Source organism: Caballeronia fortuita (genome assembly GCF_001544835.2).
GTDB classification, from domain to species: domain Bacteria; phylum Pseudomonadota; class Gammaproteobacteria; order Burkholderiales; family Burkholderiaceae; genus Caballeronia; species Caballeronia fortuita.
The window spans coordinates 585,272-604,510 of record NZ_FCNX02000002.1 but is presented as its reverse complement, the minus strand read 5'-3'; the positions used below and the strand labels follow the sequence as shown (position 1 = coordinate 604,510).

At 64.6% G+C, this 19,239-nt stretch carries 18 protein-coding genes; 9 read left to right on the top strand and 9 right to left on the bottom strand.

Annotated features, from left to right (window positions below):
- Window positions 1-129: 129 nt before the first annotated feature.
- The 3 genes from AWB77_RS07015 to AWB77_RS07005 all read left to right on the top strand — a co-directional run bounded on the left by AWB77_RS07015 (window position 130) and on the right by AWB77_RS07005 (window position 3,393).
- On the top strand, window positions 130-966 hold the full coding sequence (locus AWB77_RS07015; protein WP_061133642.1) for an alpha/beta fold hydrolase: 837 nt from the start codon (window positions 130-132) through the stop codon (window positions 964-966).
- Between the two features lie 166 nt (window positions 967-1,132).
- Window positions 1,133-2,371 (top strand): MFS transporter, encoded by a 1,239-nt coding sequence (locus AWB77_RS07010; protein WP_061133641.1) that lies wholly within the window; start codon window positions 1,133-1,135, stop codon window positions 2,369-2,371.
- Window positions 2,372-2,478: 107 nt separating this feature from the next.
- Complete coding sequence (locus AWB77_RS07005) at window positions 2,479-3,393, top strand: SMP-30/gluconolactonase/LRE family protein (protein WP_061133640.1); 915 nt, start codon at window positions 2,479-2,481, stop codon at window positions 3,391-3,393.
- A 9-nt stretch (window positions 3,394-3,402) separates the two neighbouring features.
- Here AWB77_RS07005 and AWB77_RS07000 read toward each other — a convergent pair whose 3' ends face one another.
- The 4 genes from AWB77_RS07000 to AWB77_RS06985 all read right to left on the bottom strand — a co-directional run bounded on the left by AWB77_RS07000 (window position 3,403) and on the right by AWB77_RS06985 (window position 8,259).
- Entirely contained in the window at window positions 3,403-4,296 is an 894-nt protein-coding gene (locus AWB77_RS07000; protein WP_374728678.1) for an ABC transporter substrate-binding protein, read from the bottom strand.
- A 128-nt stretch (window positions 4,297-4,424) separates the two neighbouring features.
- Window positions 4,425-5,456, bottom strand: coding sequence for an ABC transporter permease subunit (locus AWB77_RS06995; protein ID WP_061133639.1), 1,032 nt, complete (start codon window positions 5,454-5,456; stop codon window positions 4,425-4,427).
- A 27-nt stretch (window positions 5,457-5,483) separates the two neighbouring features.
- Window positions 5,484-7,028 (bottom strand): sugar ABC transporter ATP-binding protein, encoded by a 1,545-nt coding sequence (locus AWB77_RS06990; protein WP_061133638.1) that lies wholly within the window; start codon window positions 7,026-7,028, stop codon window positions 5,484-5,486.
- Window positions 7,018-8,259 carry an ROK family transcriptional regulator gene (locus AWB77_RS06985; protein WP_061133637.1) on the bottom strand — a complete coding sequence of 414 codons (1,242 nt, stop codon included), beginning with the start codon at window positions 8,257-8,259 and terminating at the stop codon, window positions 7,018-7,020. The genes AWB77_RS06990 and AWB77_RS06985 overlap by 11 nt, the downstream gene beginning before the upstream one ends.
- A 347-nt stretch (window positions 8,260-8,606) precedes the next feature.
- Here AWB77_RS06985 and AWB77_RS06980 point away from each other — a divergent pair, with 347 nt between their 5' ends.
- A complete protein-coding gene (locus AWB77_RS06980) occupies window positions 8,607-9,590 on the top strand; it encodes a substrate-binding domain-containing protein (protein WP_061133636.1) in 984 nt (327 codons plus the stop codon).
- Window positions 9,591-9,596: 6 nt separating this feature from the next.
- On the opposite strand, the gene AWB77_RS06975 is transcribed toward AWB77_RS06980, so the two are convergent.
- Window positions 9,597-10,769, bottom strand: coding sequence for a fumarylacetoacetate hydrolase family protein (locus tag AWB77_RS06975; protein WP_061133717.1), 1,173 nt, complete (start codon window positions 10,767-10,769; stop codon window positions 9,597-9,599).
- Window positions 10,770-10,872: 103 nt separating this feature from the next.
- On the opposite strand from AWB77_RS06975, the gene AWB77_RS06970 reads away from it, so the two are divergent.
- On the top strand, window positions 10,873-11,619 hold the full coding sequence (locus AWB77_RS06970) for an IclR family transcriptional regulator (RefSeq protein ID WP_061133635.1): 747 nt from the start codon (window positions 10,873-10,875) through the stop codon (window positions 11,617-11,619).
- Here the strand turns inward: AWB77_RS06970 and AWB77_RS06965 are convergent.
- Window positions 11,598-12,134, bottom strand: coding sequence for a universal stress protein (locus tag AWB77_RS06965; protein WP_061133634.1), 537 nt, complete (start codon window positions 12,132-12,134; stop codon window positions 11,598-11,600). The two genes, AWB77_RS06970 and AWB77_RS06965, sit on opposite strands and share 22 nt — an antisense overlap.
- 260 nt (window positions 12,135-12,394) lie before the next feature.
- Between AWB77_RS06965 and AWB77_RS06960 the strand changes: the two genes are divergently transcribed.
- From AWB77_RS06960 to AWB77_RS06950, 3 genes are read left to right on the top strand one after another with little or no spacing between them, the layout of a single operon-like run.
- Window positions 12,395-13,573, top strand: a complete 1,179-nt coding sequence (locus AWB77_RS06960; RefSeq protein WP_061133633.1) for an HlyD family secretion protein — start codon at window positions 12,395-12,397, stop codon at window positions 13,571-13,573.
- Window positions 13,574-13,577: 4 nt separating this feature from the next.
- On the top strand, window positions 13,578-15,164 hold the full coding sequence (locus AWB77_RS06955; RefSeq protein ID WP_061133632.1) for a DHA2 family efflux MFS transporter permease subunit: 1,587 nt from the start codon (window positions 13,578-13,580) through the stop codon (window positions 15,162-15,164).
- A gap of 1 nt (window position 15,165) precedes the next feature.
- Window positions 15,166-16,725: an efflux transporter outer membrane subunit gene (locus AWB77_RS06950; RefSeq protein WP_061133631.1), complete on the top strand. Its 1,560-nt coding sequence runs from the start codon at window positions 15,166-15,168 to the stop codon at window positions 16,723-16,725.
- Here the strand turns inward: AWB77_RS06950 and AWB77_RS06945 are convergent.
- The gene (locus AWB77_RS06945) at window positions 16,722-16,961 is read right to left on the bottom strand and encodes a hypothetical protein (protein WP_061133630.1); all 240 of its coding nucleotides are present in this window, start codon (window positions 16,959-16,961) and stop codon (window positions 16,722-16,724) included. The genes AWB77_RS06950 and AWB77_RS06945 overlap by 4 nt on opposite strands.
- A gap of 220 nt (window positions 16,962-17,181) precedes the next feature.
- Between AWB77_RS06945 and AWB77_RS06940 the strand changes: the two genes are divergently transcribed.
- Entirely contained in the window at window positions 17,182-17,649 is a 468-nt protein-coding gene (locus tag AWB77_RS06940) for a response regulator (RefSeq protein ID WP_061133629.1), read from the top strand.
- Here the strand turns inward: AWB77_RS06940 and AWB77_RS06935 are convergent.
- Entirely contained in the window at window positions 17,625-18,035 is a 411-nt protein-coding gene (locus tag AWB77_RS06935; protein ID WP_061133628.1) for a hypothetical protein, read from the bottom strand. The two genes, AWB77_RS06940 and AWB77_RS06935, sit on opposite strands and share 25 nt — an antisense overlap.
- A 154-nt stretch (window positions 18,036-18,189) precedes the next feature.
- On the bottom strand, window positions 18,190-19,086 hold the full coding sequence (locus AWB77_RS06930; protein ID WP_157694758.1) for a serine hydrolase domain-containing protein: 897 nt from the start codon (window positions 19,084-19,086) through the stop codon (window positions 18,190-18,192).
- Window positions 19,087-19,239 lie beyond the last annotated feature (153 nt).

Genomic DNA, 19,239 nt, shown 5'->3' with positions numbered 1-19,239 from the left:
TGCGCAATCCGGGCAACAAAGCCGGCAAACGTGTACTGTTCTATCCGCAAGAACGCCTCAGCCGCAATCGGGCCGGGCAATCCGCCCGGTTCAGCAACCCGCTCCATCACCTTCAACGAGAGGATTGTCATGCCGTTCGTCACGACCAAAGATAACGTCGAGATTTTCTACAAGGATTGGGGCCCGAAGGACGCACAACCCATCGTCTTTCATCATGGCTGGCCGCTTTCCTCCGACGATTGGGACGCGCAGTTGCTGTTTTTCGTGCAGAAGGGCTTTCGCGTCGTTGCGCATGACCGGCGCGGGCACGGCCGCTCGTCGCAGGTGTCCGATGGTCACGACATGGACCACTACGCCGCCGACGCCTTCGCGGTCGTCGAAGCGCTCGATCTCAAGAACGCGGTCCATATCGGCCACTCGACGGGCGGCGGCGAAGTCGCCCGCTATGTCGCGAAGCACGGCGAACCTTCGGGACGCGTCGCGAAAGCAGTGCTCGTGAGCGCGGTGCCGCCGCTCATGCTCAAGACCGAAGCGAATCCGGAAGGTCTGCCCATCGACGTGTTCGACGGTTTCCGCAAGGCGCTCGCCGATAACCGCGCGCAATTCTTCGTCGATGTTCCCGCCGGTCCGTTCTACGGCTTCAACCGGTCGGGCGCGACGGTTCATCAGGGCGTCATCCAGAACTGGTGGCGTCAGGGCATGATGGGCAGCGCGAAGGCGCACTACGAAGGCATCAAGGCGTTCTCCGAAACGGATCAGACGGAAGACCTGAAGTCGATTTCCGTGCCGATGCTCGTGCTGCACGGCGAAGACGACCAGATCGTGCCGATCGCCGATGCCGCGCTCAAGTCCATCAAGCTGCTGAAGAACGGCACGCTTAAAACCTATCCGGGCTACTCGCACGGCATGCTGACTGTGAACGCGGACGTCCTCAACGCAGACCTGCTCGCTTTCATTCAGGGCTGATTCCCGATACGGCGCCGACGGGCCGGCAACGCGCCGGTTCGTCGCGACGACGCTTCTTAAGCGCAGATTGTTCGGCGATGCCGGCAACTCTGTTCAAGGCTCGATGCTTTTTCCGGAGCGAAGCCCGACATACAGTGTCCGACTTCAATCCTGCATCCTTGCCATCATGCAAATCGATACACCCACACTCGCGGCATCAACGGACGGAAGTTCGACATCGATGCGCCAATGGCTCGCCGTCATCGCCGTCGCCATGAGCGCGTTCGCGTTCGTGACGGCGGAATTCCTGCCCGTCGGCCTGCTGCCGCAGATCGCGCACGATCTCGGCGTATCGACCGGCGTCGCGGGTCTCATGGTGACGACGCCCGGCGTCATGGCCGCGATCTTCGCGCCAACGCTCATCGTCAGCGCGGGCCGCATGGACCGCCGGTACGTCTTCCTGCTGCTCACCGCAGTGCTCCTGATCGCGAATCTCGTGAGCGCGGTCGCGCAGAACCTGCCCGTCATGCTCATTGGACGCGCGCTGCTCGGCGCCGCGCTGGGCGGCTTCTGGACGCTCGCGACCGCCGCGGCGCCGCGGCTCGTGCAGGCGAAGGATGCCGCGAAGGCAACCGCGACGATCCTGACCGGCGTGACGTTCGCGACCGTCATCGGCGTGCCGCTCGGCACCTTCATCGCGTCGTTCGCGTCGTGGCGTCTGTCGTTCGCGGCAACGGCGGGGCTCGTCGCGGTCGCGCTCATCGCGCAGGCGCTGCTCGTGCCGTCGTTGCCGTCGGCATCGGCGTTGCGCATCGCCGATTTCAAGAAGCTGCTCGCGCGGCCTCATGCGCGTCTCAGCATGTTGATGGTCGCGCTCGTGTTCGGCGCGCATTTCTCGACGTACACGTACATCGCGCCGCTGCTCGAACAGGATTTCTCGCTGAGCACGATTACGCTGCTGCTGTTCGGCTTCGGGCTGATCGGCTTCTTCTCGAACGCGCTGATGTCGATGGTCGTCTCCGGCCATCTCAAGAAATCCGTCGCGGCGATGGTGTTGCTGCTGCTCGGCGCGATGTCGTCGATGTTGCTGCTCGAGCATTCGCCCATCGGCGAGACGACGGGCATGCTGCTCTGGGGCATCGCGTTCGGCGCGTTGCCGCTGTGCTTCAGCGTCTGGATTCAGCGCGGCACCGCTGATCTGCCCGAAGCGGGTTCGGCGATGTTCGTCAGCGTGATTCAGGTCGCCATCGCGGCGGGCTCGGCGGTAGGCGGCACGATCGTCGACCGCGCGGGCGTGCACGCGGACTTTACGCTCGGCCTCGGTCTCGCGCTTCTCGGCCTCGTCGTGCTGCAACGGCTCGCGGCATCGGAAAAGGCGCCCGCGCCGTCGTCGTTCGAGCGTGCGTGCGATGCGCCGTCCGACTGACATTTCGCTTTGAGCGGCGCCATGTCGGCGGCTATATTACGACGTCCGGCGCTGGCGTCGTTCAAGGCGCATCGGCGGTAAATCGACGTAATCGACGGGAGCAGCGCATGAAGCGTCGGCTGATGGCGGCGATCGCAATGACGGCTTTCGTCGCGGCGTGCGGCTCGGTCGCGCCGGGAACGAGCGTGCAGACGGTGCCGCTTGCAGGCACGCCGAACGGCGTTGCGGTGCGCGATGCCGACGGCGCCGTCTTCGTCACCGACGACAGAACCAACGGCATCGTGATGACGACGCATATCGGCGATGAAGACGCGCCCGCGTTCTCGCTCTACGCGCGCATTCCGGCGGCCACGGGCGAACGCACCGGCCTGAGCCAGATCGCGTTCGCGCCGAACGGTCATCTGCTCGTCGAGCAATTCGGTTTCGGTATGTCGAGCGCGATCTACGATATCGCGCCGAGCGGTCAGGTCGCGCTCGCCTCGGACACGAATTCGGCGCGTCGTCGTCTAGGATTGCTCGTGCTCGACGGCGGCACGTTTCTCTCGAGCTGGTTCACGAAGGAAGGCAGCGCGCCCGCCGTCGGCGGCGTGAGCGTGATTACGCGCGGCACGGCGCCGCGTCAGGTGATCGAGCGCGACATCGTCACCGGGCTCGCGAAGCCCGTCGGACTCGCGGCGGCGGGCGACACGCTCTACATCGGCGATCAGACCGCGAACCGCATCTACAAAGTGGATTTGCAGGCAGCGCGCGCGGCGAGCGCGCCCGTGGCCGCAAGCGATGTCTTCGCGGCCGTCGACGCGCCCGATCTGCTGGCAGCGGCCCCGGACGGCACGCTTTACACGAAATGCGGCGCGCACGCGGTATGCAGCGTCTCGAAGCGCGGCCGCGCGACGGTCATCGCCGACGGTTTCGAGTCGCCGCGCGGCGTCGCGGTGGACGTCGCGCGCAGGCGGCTCATCGCCGTGGATCGCTCGGGCGCGCCGAACAAGCCGAGCGCGCTGCGCGTCGTCCCGATCAAATGACGATGCCGCTCAACGCGGCGACGACCAGCCCTTGTAGCTGCCGACGTTCTCGCGCGTAACGAGCGTCGACGGCAACAGAATGGTCGCGTTCGCGGGCTTCTTCCCGTTCATCAGGTCGTAACCGACGCTCACCGCCTGCTGCGCCATCGCCCACGGATCCTGGCTCGCCGACGCCTGGATCATCGTGTCGGACTTGAGCGCGGTTTCGATATCCGGCGCGCCGTCCACCGACGTAATCACGATGTTGTTCCGATGCAGTTGCTTCGCCGCGAGGTCCGTGCCGATCGCTTGCGGATCGTTGATCGCGAACACGCCGTCGAGCTTCGGGAAACGCGTGAGATAACCCTGCATCGCATTCATGCCGCCTTCGCGCGAGCCTTTCGCGTCCTGATCGTCGGACAGAATCTTGATGCCCGGATTCTTCGCGAGCACGGTCTTGCAGCCGTTCACGCGATCGATCACCGCCGACACTTGCGGTCCGTTCTCGATCACCACGTTGCCCTTGCCGTTGAGCTTCTTCGCCAGAAAGTCGCAGGAAATTTCGCCGGCCTGCACGTTGTTCGTCTGCACGGTCGCGTCCGCGCCCGCCGCCGCGACATCGACCGCGACCACGACGATGCCCGCCTTCTGCGCCTTCTTCACCGCCGGCTCGATCGCCTTCGGATCGACGGCGTTGAGCAGGATCATGTCGACGTGCGCCGAGATGAAGTTGTCGATCTGCGTGAACTGCTTGTTCATGTCGTAATCGGACGAAACCGCCGTCACTTTCGCGTTCGGATTGAGCGTTTTGGCTTTGGCTTCCGCGCCTTTCGAAATCGTGACGAAGTACGGATTGCCGAGCGAGCCGACCGTGATGCCGATGGACTTCAACTGCTTGTCGGCGGCGTGCGCGGATAGCGACATCGAGAAACCGAGAGCGAGTGCGACGCTCGCGAAAAGCTTATTGTGTTTGCGCATGTTGTTGTCTCCGGGGTGGTCCATTTTTTCGAGGGCGGGCGCAAGCGGACCCGAATGCGCCCGGTTTAGACAGGTCAGGTGCGAGCCGAGCCGCGCTGGCGGTAACGATCGAGCGCCACCGCGCCGATGATGACGAGGCCCTTGATGATGTACTGCCAGATATCGGACACGCCGAGCAGCACGAGACCATTGCTCAAGACTGCGATGATGAGCGCGCCGACCAGCGTGCCGACGATCGATCCCACGCCGCCGACGAAGCTCGTGCCGCCGAGAATCACGGCCGCGATGGCATCGAGTTCATATGACTGGCCGAGCTGCAAACCGTTCGCGGCATAGAGGCGCGCGGCGGACATCACCGCGCCGAGACCGGCGAGCAGGCCCGAAATCGCGTAGACGAAAAGCTCGATGCCCCACACCTTGATGCCCGACAGACGCGCCGCTTCCGGATTGCCGCCGACCGAATAGATGCGCAGGCCGAGCACCGTGCGTCGCAGGATGAACCACGACACGATCACCACGAGCAGCGCGATGATGACGAGCCAGGGCACGCCGAAGAGCGTGTCGTTGCCGATGAACGCGAACGACAGTTGCGGATTGAAGATCGTCGTATCGTGACCGATGAGCCGCGCAATGCCGCGCACCGCGGTCAACGAGCCGAGCGTCACGATGAAAGGCGGCAGCTTGAGCAGCGCGATCAGCAAGCCGTTGATGACGCCGAAGCCGAGGCCCACGGCGAGCGCGGCGGGAATGCCGAGCCATCCCCAGCCCGGAATGTTCGATGCGAGCAGCGCCGCGACCGCGCCCGCCGAAAGAATCGAGCCGACCGACAAGTCGATCCCGCCCGTCAGAATCACGAACGTCATGCCCGCCGCGAGCACGATGTTGATCGATGCCTGCTGCGTGACGATCGACAGATTCTGGAAGCTGAAGAAGCCGTCGGTCACGATGCCGAAGCCGATGCACAAAAGGATCAGCACCGGCAGCATGCCGGCGGTTCGCATCAGCACCTGCATGCGTTCGCGATGCTCGATGCGGTTCTGCCGCTGCGATACGCTCTCCGCCTTTGCGGCCGGCGCGCTGTCGTGGTGTTTCGTCGTGTTAGCCATGTCTCTCTCCAGATATCCTTTCGTCCGTCACGCCGCCTGATCGAGCGCGACCTTCGAGCCCGTCGCCAGTTCGATGATCCCTTCCTGTGAAATCGGCTTGCCGGAATGCCCGCCGAGTTCGCCCGCAATTTCCCCCTCACGCATCACGAGCACGCGATCCGCGACGCCGATCACTTCCGGCAGTTCGCTCGAAATCACGATGATCCCCACGCCCGAGCGCGCCAGATCGTTGATGATTCGATAGATCTCCGACTTCGCGCCGATATCGACGCCGCGTGTCGGTTCATCGAGGATCAACACTTCCGGTTTGGTTTCGAGCAGGCGCGAGAGCAGCACCTTCTGCTGATTGCCGCCCGAGAGCGCGCCCACGTTCACGCGCATGTTCGGCACGCGGATCGTCAAGGCGGCGATCGCGTCCTTCGCGCGCGAGTTGCCGCGCGGCAGGTCCATCACGCCCATCTTCGCGTCGCGTCCGGCAATCGTGATGTTGATGTTGTCGCGCACGCTCATGTCGAGGAACAGACCCTGATGCTTGCGGTCTTCGGTGAGATAGACGAGACCGGCGTCGATCGCATCGCGCGGCGTGCGCAGGCGCAAAGGCTTGCCGTGCATCGACACTTCGCCGCGCGTCGCCGGTTCCGCGCCGAAGATGAGGCGCGCGAACTCGGTGCGTCCCGCGCCGACGAGTCCCGCGATGCCGAGCACTTCGCCCTTGTGCAGATCGAGGCTGCATCCTTTGACGCGATTGCCGTCGGCCATGTCGCGCACGGAGAGCACGACGTTGCCCGGGTCGTAGGGCGCGTGCTGCTTCTTGTAGAAGCCGGAGATGTCGCGCCCGACCATCATCTTGACGAGGCTGTCGGCGGAGAGTTCGTCGCGCATCAGCGTGCCGACGTACGCGCCGTCGCGAAGCACGGACACGCGATCGCTCAGTTCGTAAATCTCGGCCATCCGATGACTGATGTAGATGATCGCGATGCCTTCCTCGCGCAGTTGCCGCACGAGTTCGAAGAGACGGTCGGTTTCGCGCGAAGAGAGCGGTGTGGTCGGCTCGTCCATCACGAGGATGCGCGCATGAGCATGCACGGCGCGCGCGATTTCGACGAGCTGCCGCTCCGCAATCGACAGATCGCCGACGAGCGTATGCGGCTTGAAGTTCGCGCCGAGACGCTTGAGCACGTCGACGCAACCGCGCTCCATGCCCGCGCGATCGACGAGCCTGCCGCGCCGCAGTTCGCGCCCCGCGTAAATGTTCTCCGCGACGGACAGATTCGGCGCGAGGCTAAGTTCCTGATAGATCACGGCGACGCCGAGCGAGCGCGCGGCGAGCGGACCGTCGATGGTAACGGCTCGACCGTCGATGAGAATTTCGCCGCCTGCATCGGCCTGATACGCGCCCGAGAGAATCTTCATCAGCGTGGATTTGCCCGCGCCGTTTTCGCCCATCAGCGAATGCACTTCGCCGGGAAAGACGGACAGGCGCACGTCGTTCAGCGCGCGCACGCCCGGAAAGGTCTTGCTGATGCCGCGCATCTGGAGAAGCGGCGGCCGGCTGGAAGCATCATGCGGCATGGTTCATCTCCTGCGGTTTGATGCCCGCGTGGCGGATCGCCGCGCGCGGTGAGAAGTTGAAGAACATCGGCAACGTGGCCGCGCCGATCGCGCCCGCATCCGGGCCGAAGGAGCCGCGCACGAGCGAAGGCGTCCCGCGCGCTTCGGGCGCGGTGGCGGCGAGCGTCGTCGAAAGGCGTTTGACGAGCTTGTCGAGCAGGCCGCCGTCGATGTCGGAATCGATGACGACCATCGGCACGTCGAGCACGCAAAGCGTCGCGCGCAAGGCAGGCGCAAGCGCCTCGATGCAGTCGTCGATCCATTCGTCGACGGCGGGCAGACTGCGCTCGATGCACGACTGCAGGTCGACGCGGTTGTCCGCCGACGCGCCGCAGTAGTTGAGATGCCGCACGAGCGCGTTCAGCGACGCGCGCGACAGCAGGATGTCCCACTGGCCGTTCGGCTGCGGCGCGGACGGCAGGCGGCTCGGCGGCACCGGAATCACGCCGATGTCGCCCGCGTTGCCCGACGCGCCACGCAGACAGTCGCCGTTGATCGCGATGCCGCCGCCGATTGCCGAGCCGAGAAAGAGATAGACGAAGTCGTCGCAACTGCGGCCGTGGCCGTAGAAGAGTTCCGCGGTCGCGGCGGCGTTGCCGTCGTTCTCGCTGAAAACGGGCAGCGACAGCGCGCGGCCGAGTTCGTCGGCGAAATCGGTTTCGTCCCACGCGCGAAAGCGTTCGGCGGGCAGGCCGAGCTCGCGCAGCCAGCTTCCGAGATTGAACGGCTGCGCGATGCCGACGCCGGTCAGGCGCTCGCGTTCCACGTCGGAAAGCAGACGAAGCATGCTTTTGACATCACGTTCCACGATTCTCAGTACGTCCGACGGATGAGGGAGCACGGCGTCGAGCGCGCTGCGGGCGAGCACGTCGCCGGCGAAATTGACGAGCACCGTCTCGATGCCCGTGCGATCGAGCCGCACGCCGATGCCGAACGCGCCGCGCGGATCGAGCCGGATCAGCGACGCGGGCTGGCCGCGCTGGCCTTCGAGGCGCCGTCCTGTGTATTCGATCAGCCCGGCATTTTCAAGCGATTCGACGATACTGCCGACCGCCGTGCTCGTCAGGTTCGCGTGCCGCGCGAGATCGGCCTTCGATGCAGGCTCTGCGCGCCGCAGCGCCTGCAACAGCAGACGCTCGTTGTACCGGCGCACGCTCGCGGAATTGCTGCCTCTACCGCTTGGGAGTTTCACGCGCTGTCTCCGAAATGACCGGCCATCGAATCGCGGCCATTAATTAAATCAAGTTGATTTATTTAAGAACGACGGCGCGACGAAGTAAAGCAGGGAAATCCCGAAGCGGCGGTTAAACGCTTCCAGAAGAAACGACGTGCCCGCTCGTTGCAAATCGCGGACCCGATGCGCTTTCACACTAGGCGATGCAATCCGGAGTGCCAAGCCGCGCGCCGCTCGTTTGCGCCGCGCTTACGAACGCCGGTCGATCGCCTTTCGACGCTCGCTGCGAAAGCGCGCCCAAAGCACGTCCGGCCGCCGGATGCGTGCGCTTACAATGAGACCTTTCCGATCCGTCCTAAAACGCCATGCCGAGCCTTGTCCGCCGACGCCTGCTTGCCGCGTGCGCACTCAGCGCGTGCGGGCTCGCGCACGTGCGCCATGCGCACGCCGCATCGGATAAAGCGACTGTCGCGCTCGTGATGAAATCGCTCGGTGATCCGTTCGTCGCGTCGATGATCGACGGCGCGCGCAACTACCAGCGCCACTACGCGTCGCAACTCGATCTCACGACGAACGGCACGCTCACCGACAACGACGTGGCCGGGCAGATTCATATCGTCGAAACCTTCATCGATGCGAAGGTCAACGCGATCGTCATCGCGCCCGCCGACTCGAAGGCGCTGTTGCCGGTGACGGCGAAGGCGATCGCGGCGGGCATCATCGTGATCGCCATCGACAATTCGTTCGACGAAGCCGCGCAGGACGCGGCGCGCATCACGATTCCGTTCGTCGGGCCGGACAGCCGGCGCGGCGCGAAGCTCGCGGGCGCGTACCTCGCGTCGAAGCTGAAGGCGGGCGATGAAGTCGGCATCATCGAAGGGCCGCCGAACGATCGCAACGCGCAGCAGCGCACGCTCGGCTTCAGGGAGGCGATGAACGCGGCGGACATGCGTATTGCCGACACGGACAGCGGCGACTGGACCGCCGCGAGCGGCAAGGCGAGCGCGCTGCAGATGCTCTACGCGCATCCGGACTTGCGCGGCCTGCTCTGCGCGAACGACAACATCGCGATGGGCGCGATCGAGGCGATCCGCATCGCGGGGAAGAAAGGGCGCGTGCTGGTGACGGGCTACAACAACATCGACGCCGTGCAGCCGATGCTCGACGACGGCCGCCTGCTCGCGACGGTCGAGCAGTTCGGCGCGCGGCAGGCGGTGTTCGGTGTGGATGTCGCGGTGAAGGCGCTCGTCGAGAAGCGGCGGCAAAGGGATTTGTCGCCGTACATGGAGACGCCTGTTCAGCTCGTGACGAAGGGCGCGGCGAAGGGCTTTCGGCTCGGGGCCTCGTGAATCCGGTCAGACGAGCCCGCGCGCCGCGAGACTCCGATACAGCGCCCGCACGCCGAACGTCCACGGCTCGATTTCCGTCGACAGCCGCACCGTATTGACGAGCGCGCCGAGATTCGGCGTCGAAATCGTCACGACATCGCCGAGATGATGCGTGAAGCCGCCGCCTTCGGTATCGCGATCCTTGATCGGCGAGAACATCGTGCCGAGGAACAGCATGAAGCCGTCGGGATACTGATGATGCGCGCCGTGCGTCTGCGTGACGAGATCGGCGGGATCGCGGCTGATCTCGCTCATGTGACTCACGCCTTCGAGCACGAAGCCATCGTCCGCGCCTTCGATGCGCAGCGACACGCTCGTCGCGCGCACCGAATCCAGGGTGAAGCGCTCATCGAAGAGACGCACGAACGGGCCGATCGCGCACGACGCATTGTTGTCCTTTGCCTTGCCGAGCAACAGCGCGCTGCGGCCTTCGATATCGCGCAGATTCACGTCGTTGCCGAGCGTCGCGCCGACGATCTCGCCGCGCGCATTCACCGCCAGCACGATCTCCGGCTCCGGGTTGTTCCACTTCGATGTCGGATACAAACCGACATCCGCGCCGAACCCCACCGACGACATCGGCTGCGATTTGGAAAACACTTCCGCGTCCGGCCCGATGCCGACTTCCATGTATTGCGACCACGCGCCGCGCCGCTCGAGTTCGGCCTTCAGTTTCATCGCCGCGTCCGAACCCGGCTCGATCTTCGACAAATCCGCGCCAATCAGCTTGTTGATCGTGTCGCGCACTTCCTGCGCGCGGGTCGCGTCGCCGCCCGCCTGCTCTTCGATCACGCGCTCCAGCAAGCTCACCGCGAACGTCACGCCGCACGCCTTCACGGCCTGCACGTCGCAGGGCGCGAGCAGGCGCGGGGCATCGGTGGAAGCGTCGAGCGTCGCTTGCAGCAGGTCCTGAACGTTGCCGAGATGCTCGCCTTGCGCATTGCGGGCGATGTCGAGCGCGTCGGCGTTATCGAAGAGATCGGCGGTGGTGGGCGCGGCGCGCGTGATGTCGAACACTTCGCCACGGCGCACCGCGACGACGGCGGGACCGTTCACCGGCGCGGGGCGCCACACGCGGCCGATCAGCACGGCATCGGCGAAATCTTCGGGCAGGCAGGAGGAAACGTTGACGTTTTGCATGAAGGCGGATGACAGGCGGAAAAAGGAAAGCCGATCGTAGCCCGCGCGTCCGGACGTGTCCATTGGGTTGATTGATTATCCAACCTGTTGGAATAATATGCGGATGGAAAAAACCTACGACGTGCCCGCGCTGCGCCGCGCGAGCGACATACTCGACGTTCTCGCGGCCGCCGCCAAACCGGTGCGCGCCGCGGCGCTCGCGGAACGAACCGGTCTATCGCGCAGCACGCTTTATCTGATGCTGGAAACGCTCGCGCGCATGCAGTGGATCGAAAAGCGCGACGACGGCTACATGATCGGCGTCGGCCTCTTCGAACTCGGCAATGCCTACGTGCGCCACGACAAGCTGCAGGCCGCGTTTCGCGAAGGCGCGGGCGCGTTCATCAACAAGCACAACGAGGTCGTGCAACTGGCGGTGCTCGACGGCGTGCAGGTCGTGTATATCGCGCGCGAGGACGCGCATCGTCCGGTGCGGCTCGTGTCGGACCTCGGCTCACGGCTTCCCGCGCATTGCTGCGCGCTCGGCAAGGCGCTGCTCTCCGGCATGACCGACGAAGCCGTGATCGAGCGACTGCCCGAGCGTCTCGAAGCGGTGACGCCGCGCACCATCACGCGACGCGCGGCGCTGTTGCGCGAGCTGGCCGCGATACGCGCGAGCGGGCTTGCCGTCGAGCGCGAAGAAGTCGCCGAAGGTCTCGCGTGCTTCGCGGCATATGTCGGGATGACGCCGGCGGGCAAGCGTGTCGCGGTATCGACGAGCGTGCCGGTCGGCCGGCTCGATCCGAAGCGCGAGAAGCAGATATCGATCGGCATCGTGCAGCTTGCGGCTCACTTGCGCGGCGCGCTGTGACGATGTGATGCGCGCGCGCCCGTGCAGGCCGAAGCGACGCGCGCTGCTTGCGTATCCGTCGCGGGCGCTGCGCTCGTATGCGCCGCGATCAGCACGTCGCAGCGCGCGTGTGAACAGACCACATCGCGCAGGCGCGCCTCGCCGTGCAGCCAGCCGGTATCGGCTTCGCCGCCGAGCACGATGAGATCCGCGCCCACCGCATTCGCCTCGCGCGCGATCAGCTCGCCGACGCTCGTGCCGTCGAGCGGCTGCGTGACGCTGCGCGCAATGCCGTCGATACCGGCACTGTCGATCAGCCGCGCCGCATAGCGCGTGACGGCGCGCGCGTGGTCGTCGATGACATCGAGCGTTTCGCCCGGATTGCTGTCGGCGGTGACGATGGCCCACCACGGCGTCTGATCGACGATATGCAGCGCCGTCAGCCGCGCGTTGCAGTCGCGTGCGCGCGTGATGGCGGTGGTCAGTGCGTTTTCGCTGAGGCTCGTGCCAACCGCGACGAGAATGTGCTTGTACATGATGAGTCTCCATTCCGGTTCGTTCAGACGCGATGATCGGCGTGCAGAGTTAGCGGCGAATGAGCACGCGGCTACTGTTTTTACAAAGGGGACCCAGAATCGCGACTGAGGTGACGCTGGCGTTTTCATGCCAGCCCGCACACACGTTCGGTTTCAGGCAAATCGGGCAGCGCGGGGAACACGGCTTGCTTGCCGGCTGCGAATTGGGCCTTGCACTTCCCACCTGAATCCACCCGAAAGCCACCCGAAAGCGAGCGGTGATGTCAGACCGAGACGACTCAGATACTCAAGACGAAGCGCGCGATCGCGAAAGCGACGATGCGAACGGCAAAGACAAGCAAGACGAAAGCGGCAAAGAGAAAGACAAAGACAAAGACAAAGACAACGACAAACCGCGCAAGAAGCCCGGCAAGAAGCCGCTGATCATTCTGGGCATCGTCGTCGTGGTGCTTGCCATCGGCGCGTTCATCTGGTGGTTCATGACGCGCAACCAGGTCAGCACCGACGACGCCTACACCGACGGCGACGCCGTCACCATCGCGCCGAAGGTATCGGGCTATGTCGTGACGATGAACCTCGACGACAACCGCTTCGTGCACAAGGGCGATCTGCTCATCAGGATCGATCCGCGCGACTATCAGGCGCAACTCGATCAGGCGAACGCGCAGCTCGGGCTCGCGCAGGCGCAACTGCACGCGGCGCAGACGCAGCTCGAAGTCGCGCGCGTGCAGTATCCCGCGCAGCTCGCGCAAGCTCAGGCGCAGGAGCAGACCGCGCGCGCGAATCTCGCCCAGGCGAGCGCGGCGTACGAGCGCCAGCATTCCGTCGATATCCGCGCGACGTCGCAGCAGAACATCGACACCGCGAACGCGCAGCAAAAGAGCGCGCAGGCGAACGTCGCGCAGGCGCGCGCGCAGGTGCGTACCGCGAGCCTCGTGCCGCAACAGATCGCGCAGGTGGTCGCGACCGTCGACGAGCGGCGTCAGCAAGTGCGTCAGGCAGAGGCGCAGGTCGAATCCGCGCAACTTAATCTCTCGTACACGGAACTGCGCGCGCCCGCCGACGGCTGGATCACGAAGCGCAACGTGCAATACGGAACCTTCCTGCAGGCGGGCACGTCGATTCTCACGCTCGTCACGACGCGCGTCTGGGTCACCGCGAATTTCAAGGAGTCGCAACTGGATCGGATGCAGCCGGGCGACAAGGTCGATCTCGACGTCGATGCGTATCCGGACATGAAGCTGCACGGCCATGTCGACAGCGTGCAGCTCGGCAGCGGCTCGCGCTTCTCGGCGTTCCCCGCCGAAAATGCGACCGGCAACTTCGTGAAGATCGTGCAGCGCGTGCCGGTGAAGATCGTCATCGACGATGGACTGAAGCCGGGCACGTCGCTGCCGCTCGGACTCTCGGTCGTGCCGACCGTCATGCTGCGGCACTGACATCATGAGCGACAGCACCGCCGAACACGATCACAGTAACTGGAAGCCGCGCTCGAACCCGTGGCTGATCGCCGTGGTCGTGACGCTCGCCGCGTTCATGGAAGTGCTCGATACGACCATCGTGAACGTGGCGCTGCCGCACATCTCCGGCACCATGTCCGCGAGCTATGACGAAGCGACGTGGACGCTCACGTCGTATCTCGTCGCGAACGGCATCGTGTTGCCGCTGTCCGCTTACTTCTCGAAGATACTCGGCCGCAAGCGCTACTTTCTCATCTGCATCGGGGCGTTCACGGTCTGCTCGTTCATGTGCGGCATCGCGTCGAATCTCGGCGAGCTCATCATCTTCCGGATCCTGCAAGGCTTCTTCGGCGGCGGTCTGCAACCGAGCCAGCAATCGATCATCCTCGATACCTTTCCGCCCGAGCAGCGCGGCCGCGCGTTCTCGATCTCGGCCGTCGCGATCGTCGTCGCGCCGGTGCTCGGCCCGACGCTCGGCGGCTGGATCACCGATAACTTCACCTGGCGCTGGGTCTTTCTGATCAATGTGCCGGTGGGCGTGCTGACGACCATCGCGGTGATGCAGTTCGTCGAAGATCCGCCGTGGGAAAAGAAGCAGGACGCGAAGAAAGTGGGCATCGATGTGGTCGGCATCGGTCTCATCGCGCTCGGGCTCGGCTGCCTGCAAGTGTTCCTCGACCGCGGCGAGGACGACGACTGGTTCTCGTCGAGCTTCATCGTGACGTTCGCGGTGCTCGCGGCGGTCGGTATCGTCGGCGCGACGTTCTGGCTGTTGTACGCAAAGAAGCCCGTCGTCGATCTGCGCGTGATGAAGGACCGCAACTTCGCGCTCGGCTCCGCTGCGATCTTCGGCTTCGCGTCGGTGCTGTACGGCAGCGCGGTGCTGATACCGCAACTGGCGCAGCAGCAGCTCGGCTATACCGCGACGCTCGCGGGGCTCGTGCTGTCGCCGGGCGCGATCTGCATCGTGTTCCTGATTCCCATCGTCAGCAAGTTGATGAACGTGATCCAGACGCGCTTTCTCGTCGCCTTCGGCTTCTTTCTGATGGGCTGCGCGCTCCTGTATTCGCATCATCTCGTGCCGAACATCGACTACGTGACGCTCACGAAGATGCGCAGCGCGCAATCCATCGGCATCGGCTTTCTGTTTGTGCCGGTGACGACGCTCGCGTATCTGTCGCTGCCGAAGTCGCTCAACAACGACGCTTCCGCGCTCTTCACGATGTTTCGCAACGTCGCGGGATCGATCGGCATATCGCTCGCCACCGCGATGATCCGCGAGCGCACGCAGGCGAACATGGCGCATATGGTCGAACATCTGACGCCGCTCAATCAGCCGTATAACGAGTCCGTGCAACGCATCGCGCGCACGTTGATGGACACGGGGCAAACCATGTCGCAGGCGATGTCCGCGGCGACCGGCCAGATGTACAAGACGCTCGTCTCGCAGGCGACGATCCTCGCCTATCTCGACGTATTCGCCGCATGCGCGATCTTCGCGTTCATGTTCATACCGCTGTCCTTGTTCTTTTCGCCCGTGAAGGCATCGGGCAAGGCGGGAGGGCATTGAGATGAAACTCCGTCCTTTGATTCCGATGCTCGCGCTGGCTTTGAGCGCATGCGCGGTCGGTCCGGACTTCACGCCGCCGAAAGCCGACGTACCGGACAACTGGAGCGACACACGGCGCGCGCAGAACGCGCCGGACGATCCGCGCGTGCCGCACGCGGATTCGCCATCGACGGCGCAGACCTCGGCCGATCCCGATCCGCGCTGGTGGAAGCAGTTCGGCGATGCGACGCTCGACTCGCTGATCGATCGCGCGATCGCGGGCAACCTCGATTTGCAGAGCGCCGTGCTGCGGATCGCGGCGGCGCGTGAAGAGAGTGTGTCGGCGGCGGCGCAGGGCTTGCCGCAACTGAGCGCGAATGCGAGCGTGCAGCGTCAGCAACTCGGCCTGAAAGGTCTGCTCGAATCGCAAGGCGTATACGACCGGCTGAACGGTCTCGGCGCGAACGGTGCGCAGATTCGTCAGGGGCTCGATTCCGCGACCGGGCCGGTCACGCTGTATCAGGACGGCTTCGACGCATCGTGGGAACTCGACCTGTTCGGACGCGTGCGGCGTTCGGTGGAATCGGCGAATGCGCAGACGCAGGCCGAGATCGAAAGCCGCAACGATGCGCTCGTGTCGCTCGAATCCGAAGTCGCACGCACGTACGCACAGTTGCGCGGCGCGCAGGCGATCAAGCAGATCACGCTCGCCGAGATCGACGCCGAGGAGCAGATTCTCGACCTCACGCGCGAACAGGCGCGCGTCGGCCTCACGAGCCAGCAGGACGTGCAGAGCGCGAGCGCGCAAGTCGGGGCGTTGCAGGCGCAATTGCCGACGCTCGATGCGCAGATCGCGCAAGCGCTGAACGGTCTCGCCGTGCTCACGGGCAGCGCGCCGGGCACGCTCGACGCGGAACTGTCCGATGCGCGCGCGGTGCCGCCCGTGCCGCCTATCGTGCCGGTCGGCTTGCCATCGACGCTCGCGCGCCGCCGTCCCGATATCCGCCGCGCCGAAGCGCAACTGCATGCGGCTACGGCGGAAGTCGGGGTCGCGGTCGCGCAGATGTATCCGGATATCTCGCTAACCGGACAAGTCGGCACGCGCGCGACGAAGGCGCGCTATCTCGCGCACTGGTCGAGTCTTTTCTGGTCGGTGGGGCCGAGCATTTCGCTGCCGATCTTCGAAGGTGGCGCTTTGCGCGCGAACGTTCGCGTGGCCAAGGCGCAGGCGGGGCAGGCGGCGTTGCAGTATCGGCAGACAGTGCTGAATGCGTTGCAGGAAGTCGATAACGCGCTCGTTTCGTACCGCACCGAGCAGGACCGGCGCGCGGCGCTCATGCGCACCGTGGAGGCGAACCGCGTCAGCCTGCAACTCGCGACGGACAGCTATCGCAAGGGGCTCACGCCTTTCGTGACCGTGCTCGACGCCGAACGCCAACTCGCGCAGACGCGCGAGCAGCTTGCGCAATCGACGGTCAACGTGACGACCGATCTCATCGCCGTCTACAAGTCGCTCGGCGGCGGATGGCAGGACGAGGCAGCCGCCACCGCCGCCACCGCCGCGACCGCGCAGGACAACTAGCGCCGGCGCTTCTTCCAGTCATAGCCGGCGGGCGGATCGGCGGCGCCGGGCTTGCCGACCGAGTGCGGGTTTTCACTGCATAGCGTGATGAAGCCGATGTCCTCGCCATCGGCCTGGCGGCGGCGCAGGTCTTCGGTGAAGCGCAGCGCGTCGGCGAGCGCGTTTGCATCGAACAATCGGAAGCGTGCCGTCCCGTCGATATCAGGGTTGCCGCCGAGCCAATACACGACGAACATCGTTTAGCCTCTCGTTTTGGGGATGTGTGCACCATCGTCGACGCTCATGCGACGCCGATGCAAATCCTGCACGGCGCTCGTGCATCGGCGCGCCGCGACAGCCACCGGGTATTCCCGAAGTGTAACGTCGGCGGGCCGCGTGCCGCCTGGCGATAGGCTTCGGGGCATCCGCAAGGGAATGATCGTTGCTCTTATCTCCTTCCATTCCGAGGCTATAACGATGCAACGACACGACCGTGTTCCTTCGCAGGCGCTGTGGCAGATTCCGTCGCGCGCGATGTGCCATGACGAGCCGCGCGTGCTCATCGCCGATGACGATCTGGATGCCACGCGCGCAATCTGTCTCGCGCTGGAAGACGCCGAGTTCAGCGTGCGCGCCGTGCATACCGGGCTCGACGCGGTGTCGCTCGCGCGCAAATGGCGGCCCGGCGTGGTCCTGCTCGATCTGATGATGCCGCTCGGCGATGGCTGGGAAGCCGCCGAAGCGATCCGCGCCATCGATTTATCGATGTTGCTGCTCGCGCATACGAGCCGCACGGACCCGGACGACCTGACGCGCGCGCAGCGCACCGGCTTCAACGGCTATTTCACGAAACCGACGGAACTCGACGGCATGATCGCGTTGCTGCGCGATTATTTTTCGGTGCCGGAAAGCGCGCGCGATCACGCATCGGTGCGCGTGCGCTGAACGTGGCCGGGTGCGGGCGCGAGCGGCTCCGCATCGCGTTGAACGTGCTCTTTCAGCATGTCTTCCCAGTATTGACAATAGCCGGCCCAGAACGGTATTTGCGTGTGCGCGGACGCGGCCGTCGGCAGCGGATCGGGCAGCATTCTGGACAAACGCCGGATTTCCTTATGCTTCCATTGCAGCAACGTGCGCCGATGTCCGCGCCGCGGCGGACACATTTCGTTCATCCGCGCGACCGCGATCGAATAGCCTTCAGCGGGCCGCGACGCCATCTTCGTCAGCACCGCGGTCTGCGGGCGCGGCCCGTTCTCATGACAGATGATCGCGCCTATTTGCCCGAGGATGTACATCGCTTTGGCCATCGGCGGCTCGGAAGGAAGTTGCATGTCGCCTCTCTCTTTATCGTTATGCGTTTTCGTGCGCGGGCGCTGAAATCGTCCCGGCCTTGGTATCGATACGTTGCGTGTCTTATTAATAAGATACCGTATCGAAAATAAGCCGAACTCCATATCGACAAAAAGATACAGTTGCGCGATGCCTTCAACGCCCGGACAGCACGTGCCGCGAGAACAGGTCGCGCACGCCTTTGGGCGACGAGTCGTTGTCGCAGGTTGCGGCCGCGACGATTCCCTCGCGCGGCGCGACGAAGATGAACTGCTCGCCGTGCCCGGCCGCGAAGACATAATGCGGATCGATCCAGCAGAGATAGCCGTAGCGCGCGCCGTCCATCGGCGGGCCGCCGTCGCTTTGCACGGACATGGCTTCGTCGATGAACGTTTCGTCGATGATCCGCGCGCCCTGCCACGCGCCGCGCTCCATCATCAAAAAGCCGAGCTTGATCATGTCGCGCGTGCGCAGCATGAGTCCGCGGCCGCCGAACGTGTGGCCGTCCTCGTCGCCGATCCATTCGCTCACCGCGATGCCGAGCGGCGCGAACAGCGTATCGCGCGCGTAGCGTTCGAGCGTGCGGCCCGTCACGGTTTCGATGACCAGCGACAGCAGTTGAACCGCATGCGAGTCGTATTGGAAACGCGTGCCCGGCTGCGCGAGCGGACGTGACAGAATGAAATGCAGACGGCTTTCCTCGCGGAACCGGTCGCAAGGACCGAGCACGCATTCGTCGATGATGCCTTGATCCCATTCGAATCCCGATGTCATCGTGAGCAGATGACGCAGCGTGATGTCCCGCGCGCGCGGGTCGAAGCCGGACGCGCGCATGATCGGCAAAATCTGGCAGACGGGCGTGTCGAGCGAAGGCAGCAAGCCTTGCTGCCGCGCCGCGCCGACTGCCAGCCCGACGACCGTCTTCGTGACCGAATTGATGTCCTGCAAGCTGTCCGGCGCAATGTCGTGCCGATAATGCTCGAACACGATGCGCTCGCCGTGCGCGACGACGAAGCTCCGCACGCCGCACTGCTCGTCCAGTACCTGCTTCAATTTTTTTCTCGATGTCATAAGGATGTCGAAACAAGTGTCGAGGAACGTGCTGCGTGCAAGTCTAGCCGAATCGTGTTAAACAATGAGCAATCCGGATACCACGATCGACGGCATTTCGGTCTTCCAGCGGTTTCACTTTACTTTCAGCGAGCC

Excerpts from the sequence above, each read along its gene's own strand:
- AWB77_RS07015 (WP_061133642.1), top strand. The coding sequence starts at position 130 with ATGCCGTTCGTCACGACCAAAGATAACGTCGAGATTTTCTACAAGGAT.
- AWB77_RS07010 (WP_061133641.1), top strand. The coding sequence starts at position 1,133 with ATGCAAATCGATACACCCACACTCGCGGCATCAACGGACGGAAGTTCG.
- AWB77_RS07005 (WP_061133640.1), top strand. The coding sequence starts at position 2,479 with ATGAAGCGTCGGCTGATGGCGGCGATCGCAATGACGGCTTTCGTCGCG.
- AWB77_RS07000 (WP_374728678.1), bottom strand. The coding sequence starts at position 4,296 with ATGTCGCTATCCGCGCACGCCGCCGACAAGCAGTTGAAGTCCATCGGC.
- AWB77_RS06995 (WP_061133639.1), bottom strand. The coding sequence starts at position 5,456 with ATGGCTAACACGACGAAACACCACGACAGCGCGCCGGCCGCAAAGGCG.
- AWB77_RS06990 (WP_061133638.1), bottom strand. The coding sequence starts at position 7,028 with ATGCCGCATGATGCTTCCAGCCGGCCGCCGCTTCTCCAGATGCGCGGC.
- AWB77_RS06980 (WP_061133636.1), top strand. The coding sequence starts at position 8,607 with ATGCCGAGCCTTGTCCGCCGACGCCTGCTTGCCGCGTGCGCACTCAGC.
- AWB77_RS06975 (WP_061133717.1), bottom strand. The coding sequence starts at position 10,769 with ATGCAAAACGTCAACGTTTCCTCCTGCCTGCCCGAAGATTTCGCCGAT.
- AWB77_RS06970 (WP_061133635.1), top strand. The coding sequence starts at position 10,873 with ATGGAAAAAACCTACGACGTGCCCGCGCTGCGCCGCGCGAGCGACATA.
- AWB77_RS06965 (WP_061133634.1), bottom strand. The coding sequence starts at position 12,134 with ATGTACAAGCACATTCTCGTCGCGGTTGGCACGAGCCTCAGCGAAAAC.
- AWB77_RS06960 (WP_061133633.1), top strand. The coding sequence starts at position 12,395 with ATGTCAGACCGAGACGACTCAGATACTCAAGACGAAGCGCGCGATCGC.
- AWB77_RS06955 (WP_061133632.1), top strand. The coding sequence starts at position 13,578 with ATGAGCGACAGCACCGCCGAACACGATCACAGTAACTGGAAGCCGCGC.
- AWB77_RS06950 (WP_061133631.1), top strand. The coding sequence starts at position 15,166 with ATGAAACTCCGTCCTTTGATTCCGATGCTCGCGCTGGCTTTGAGCGCA.
- AWB77_RS06945 (WP_061133630.1), bottom strand. The coding sequence starts at position 16,961 with ATGTTCGTCGTGTATTGGCTCGGCGGCAACCCTGATATCGACGGGACG.
- AWB77_RS06940 (WP_061133629.1), top strand. The coding sequence starts at position 17,182 with ATGCAACGACACGACCGTGTTCCTTCGCAGGCGCTGTGGCAGATTCCG.
- AWB77_RS06935 (WP_061133628.1), bottom strand. The coding sequence starts at position 18,035 with ATGCAACTTCCTTCCGAGCCGCCGATGGCCAAAGCGATGTACATCCTC.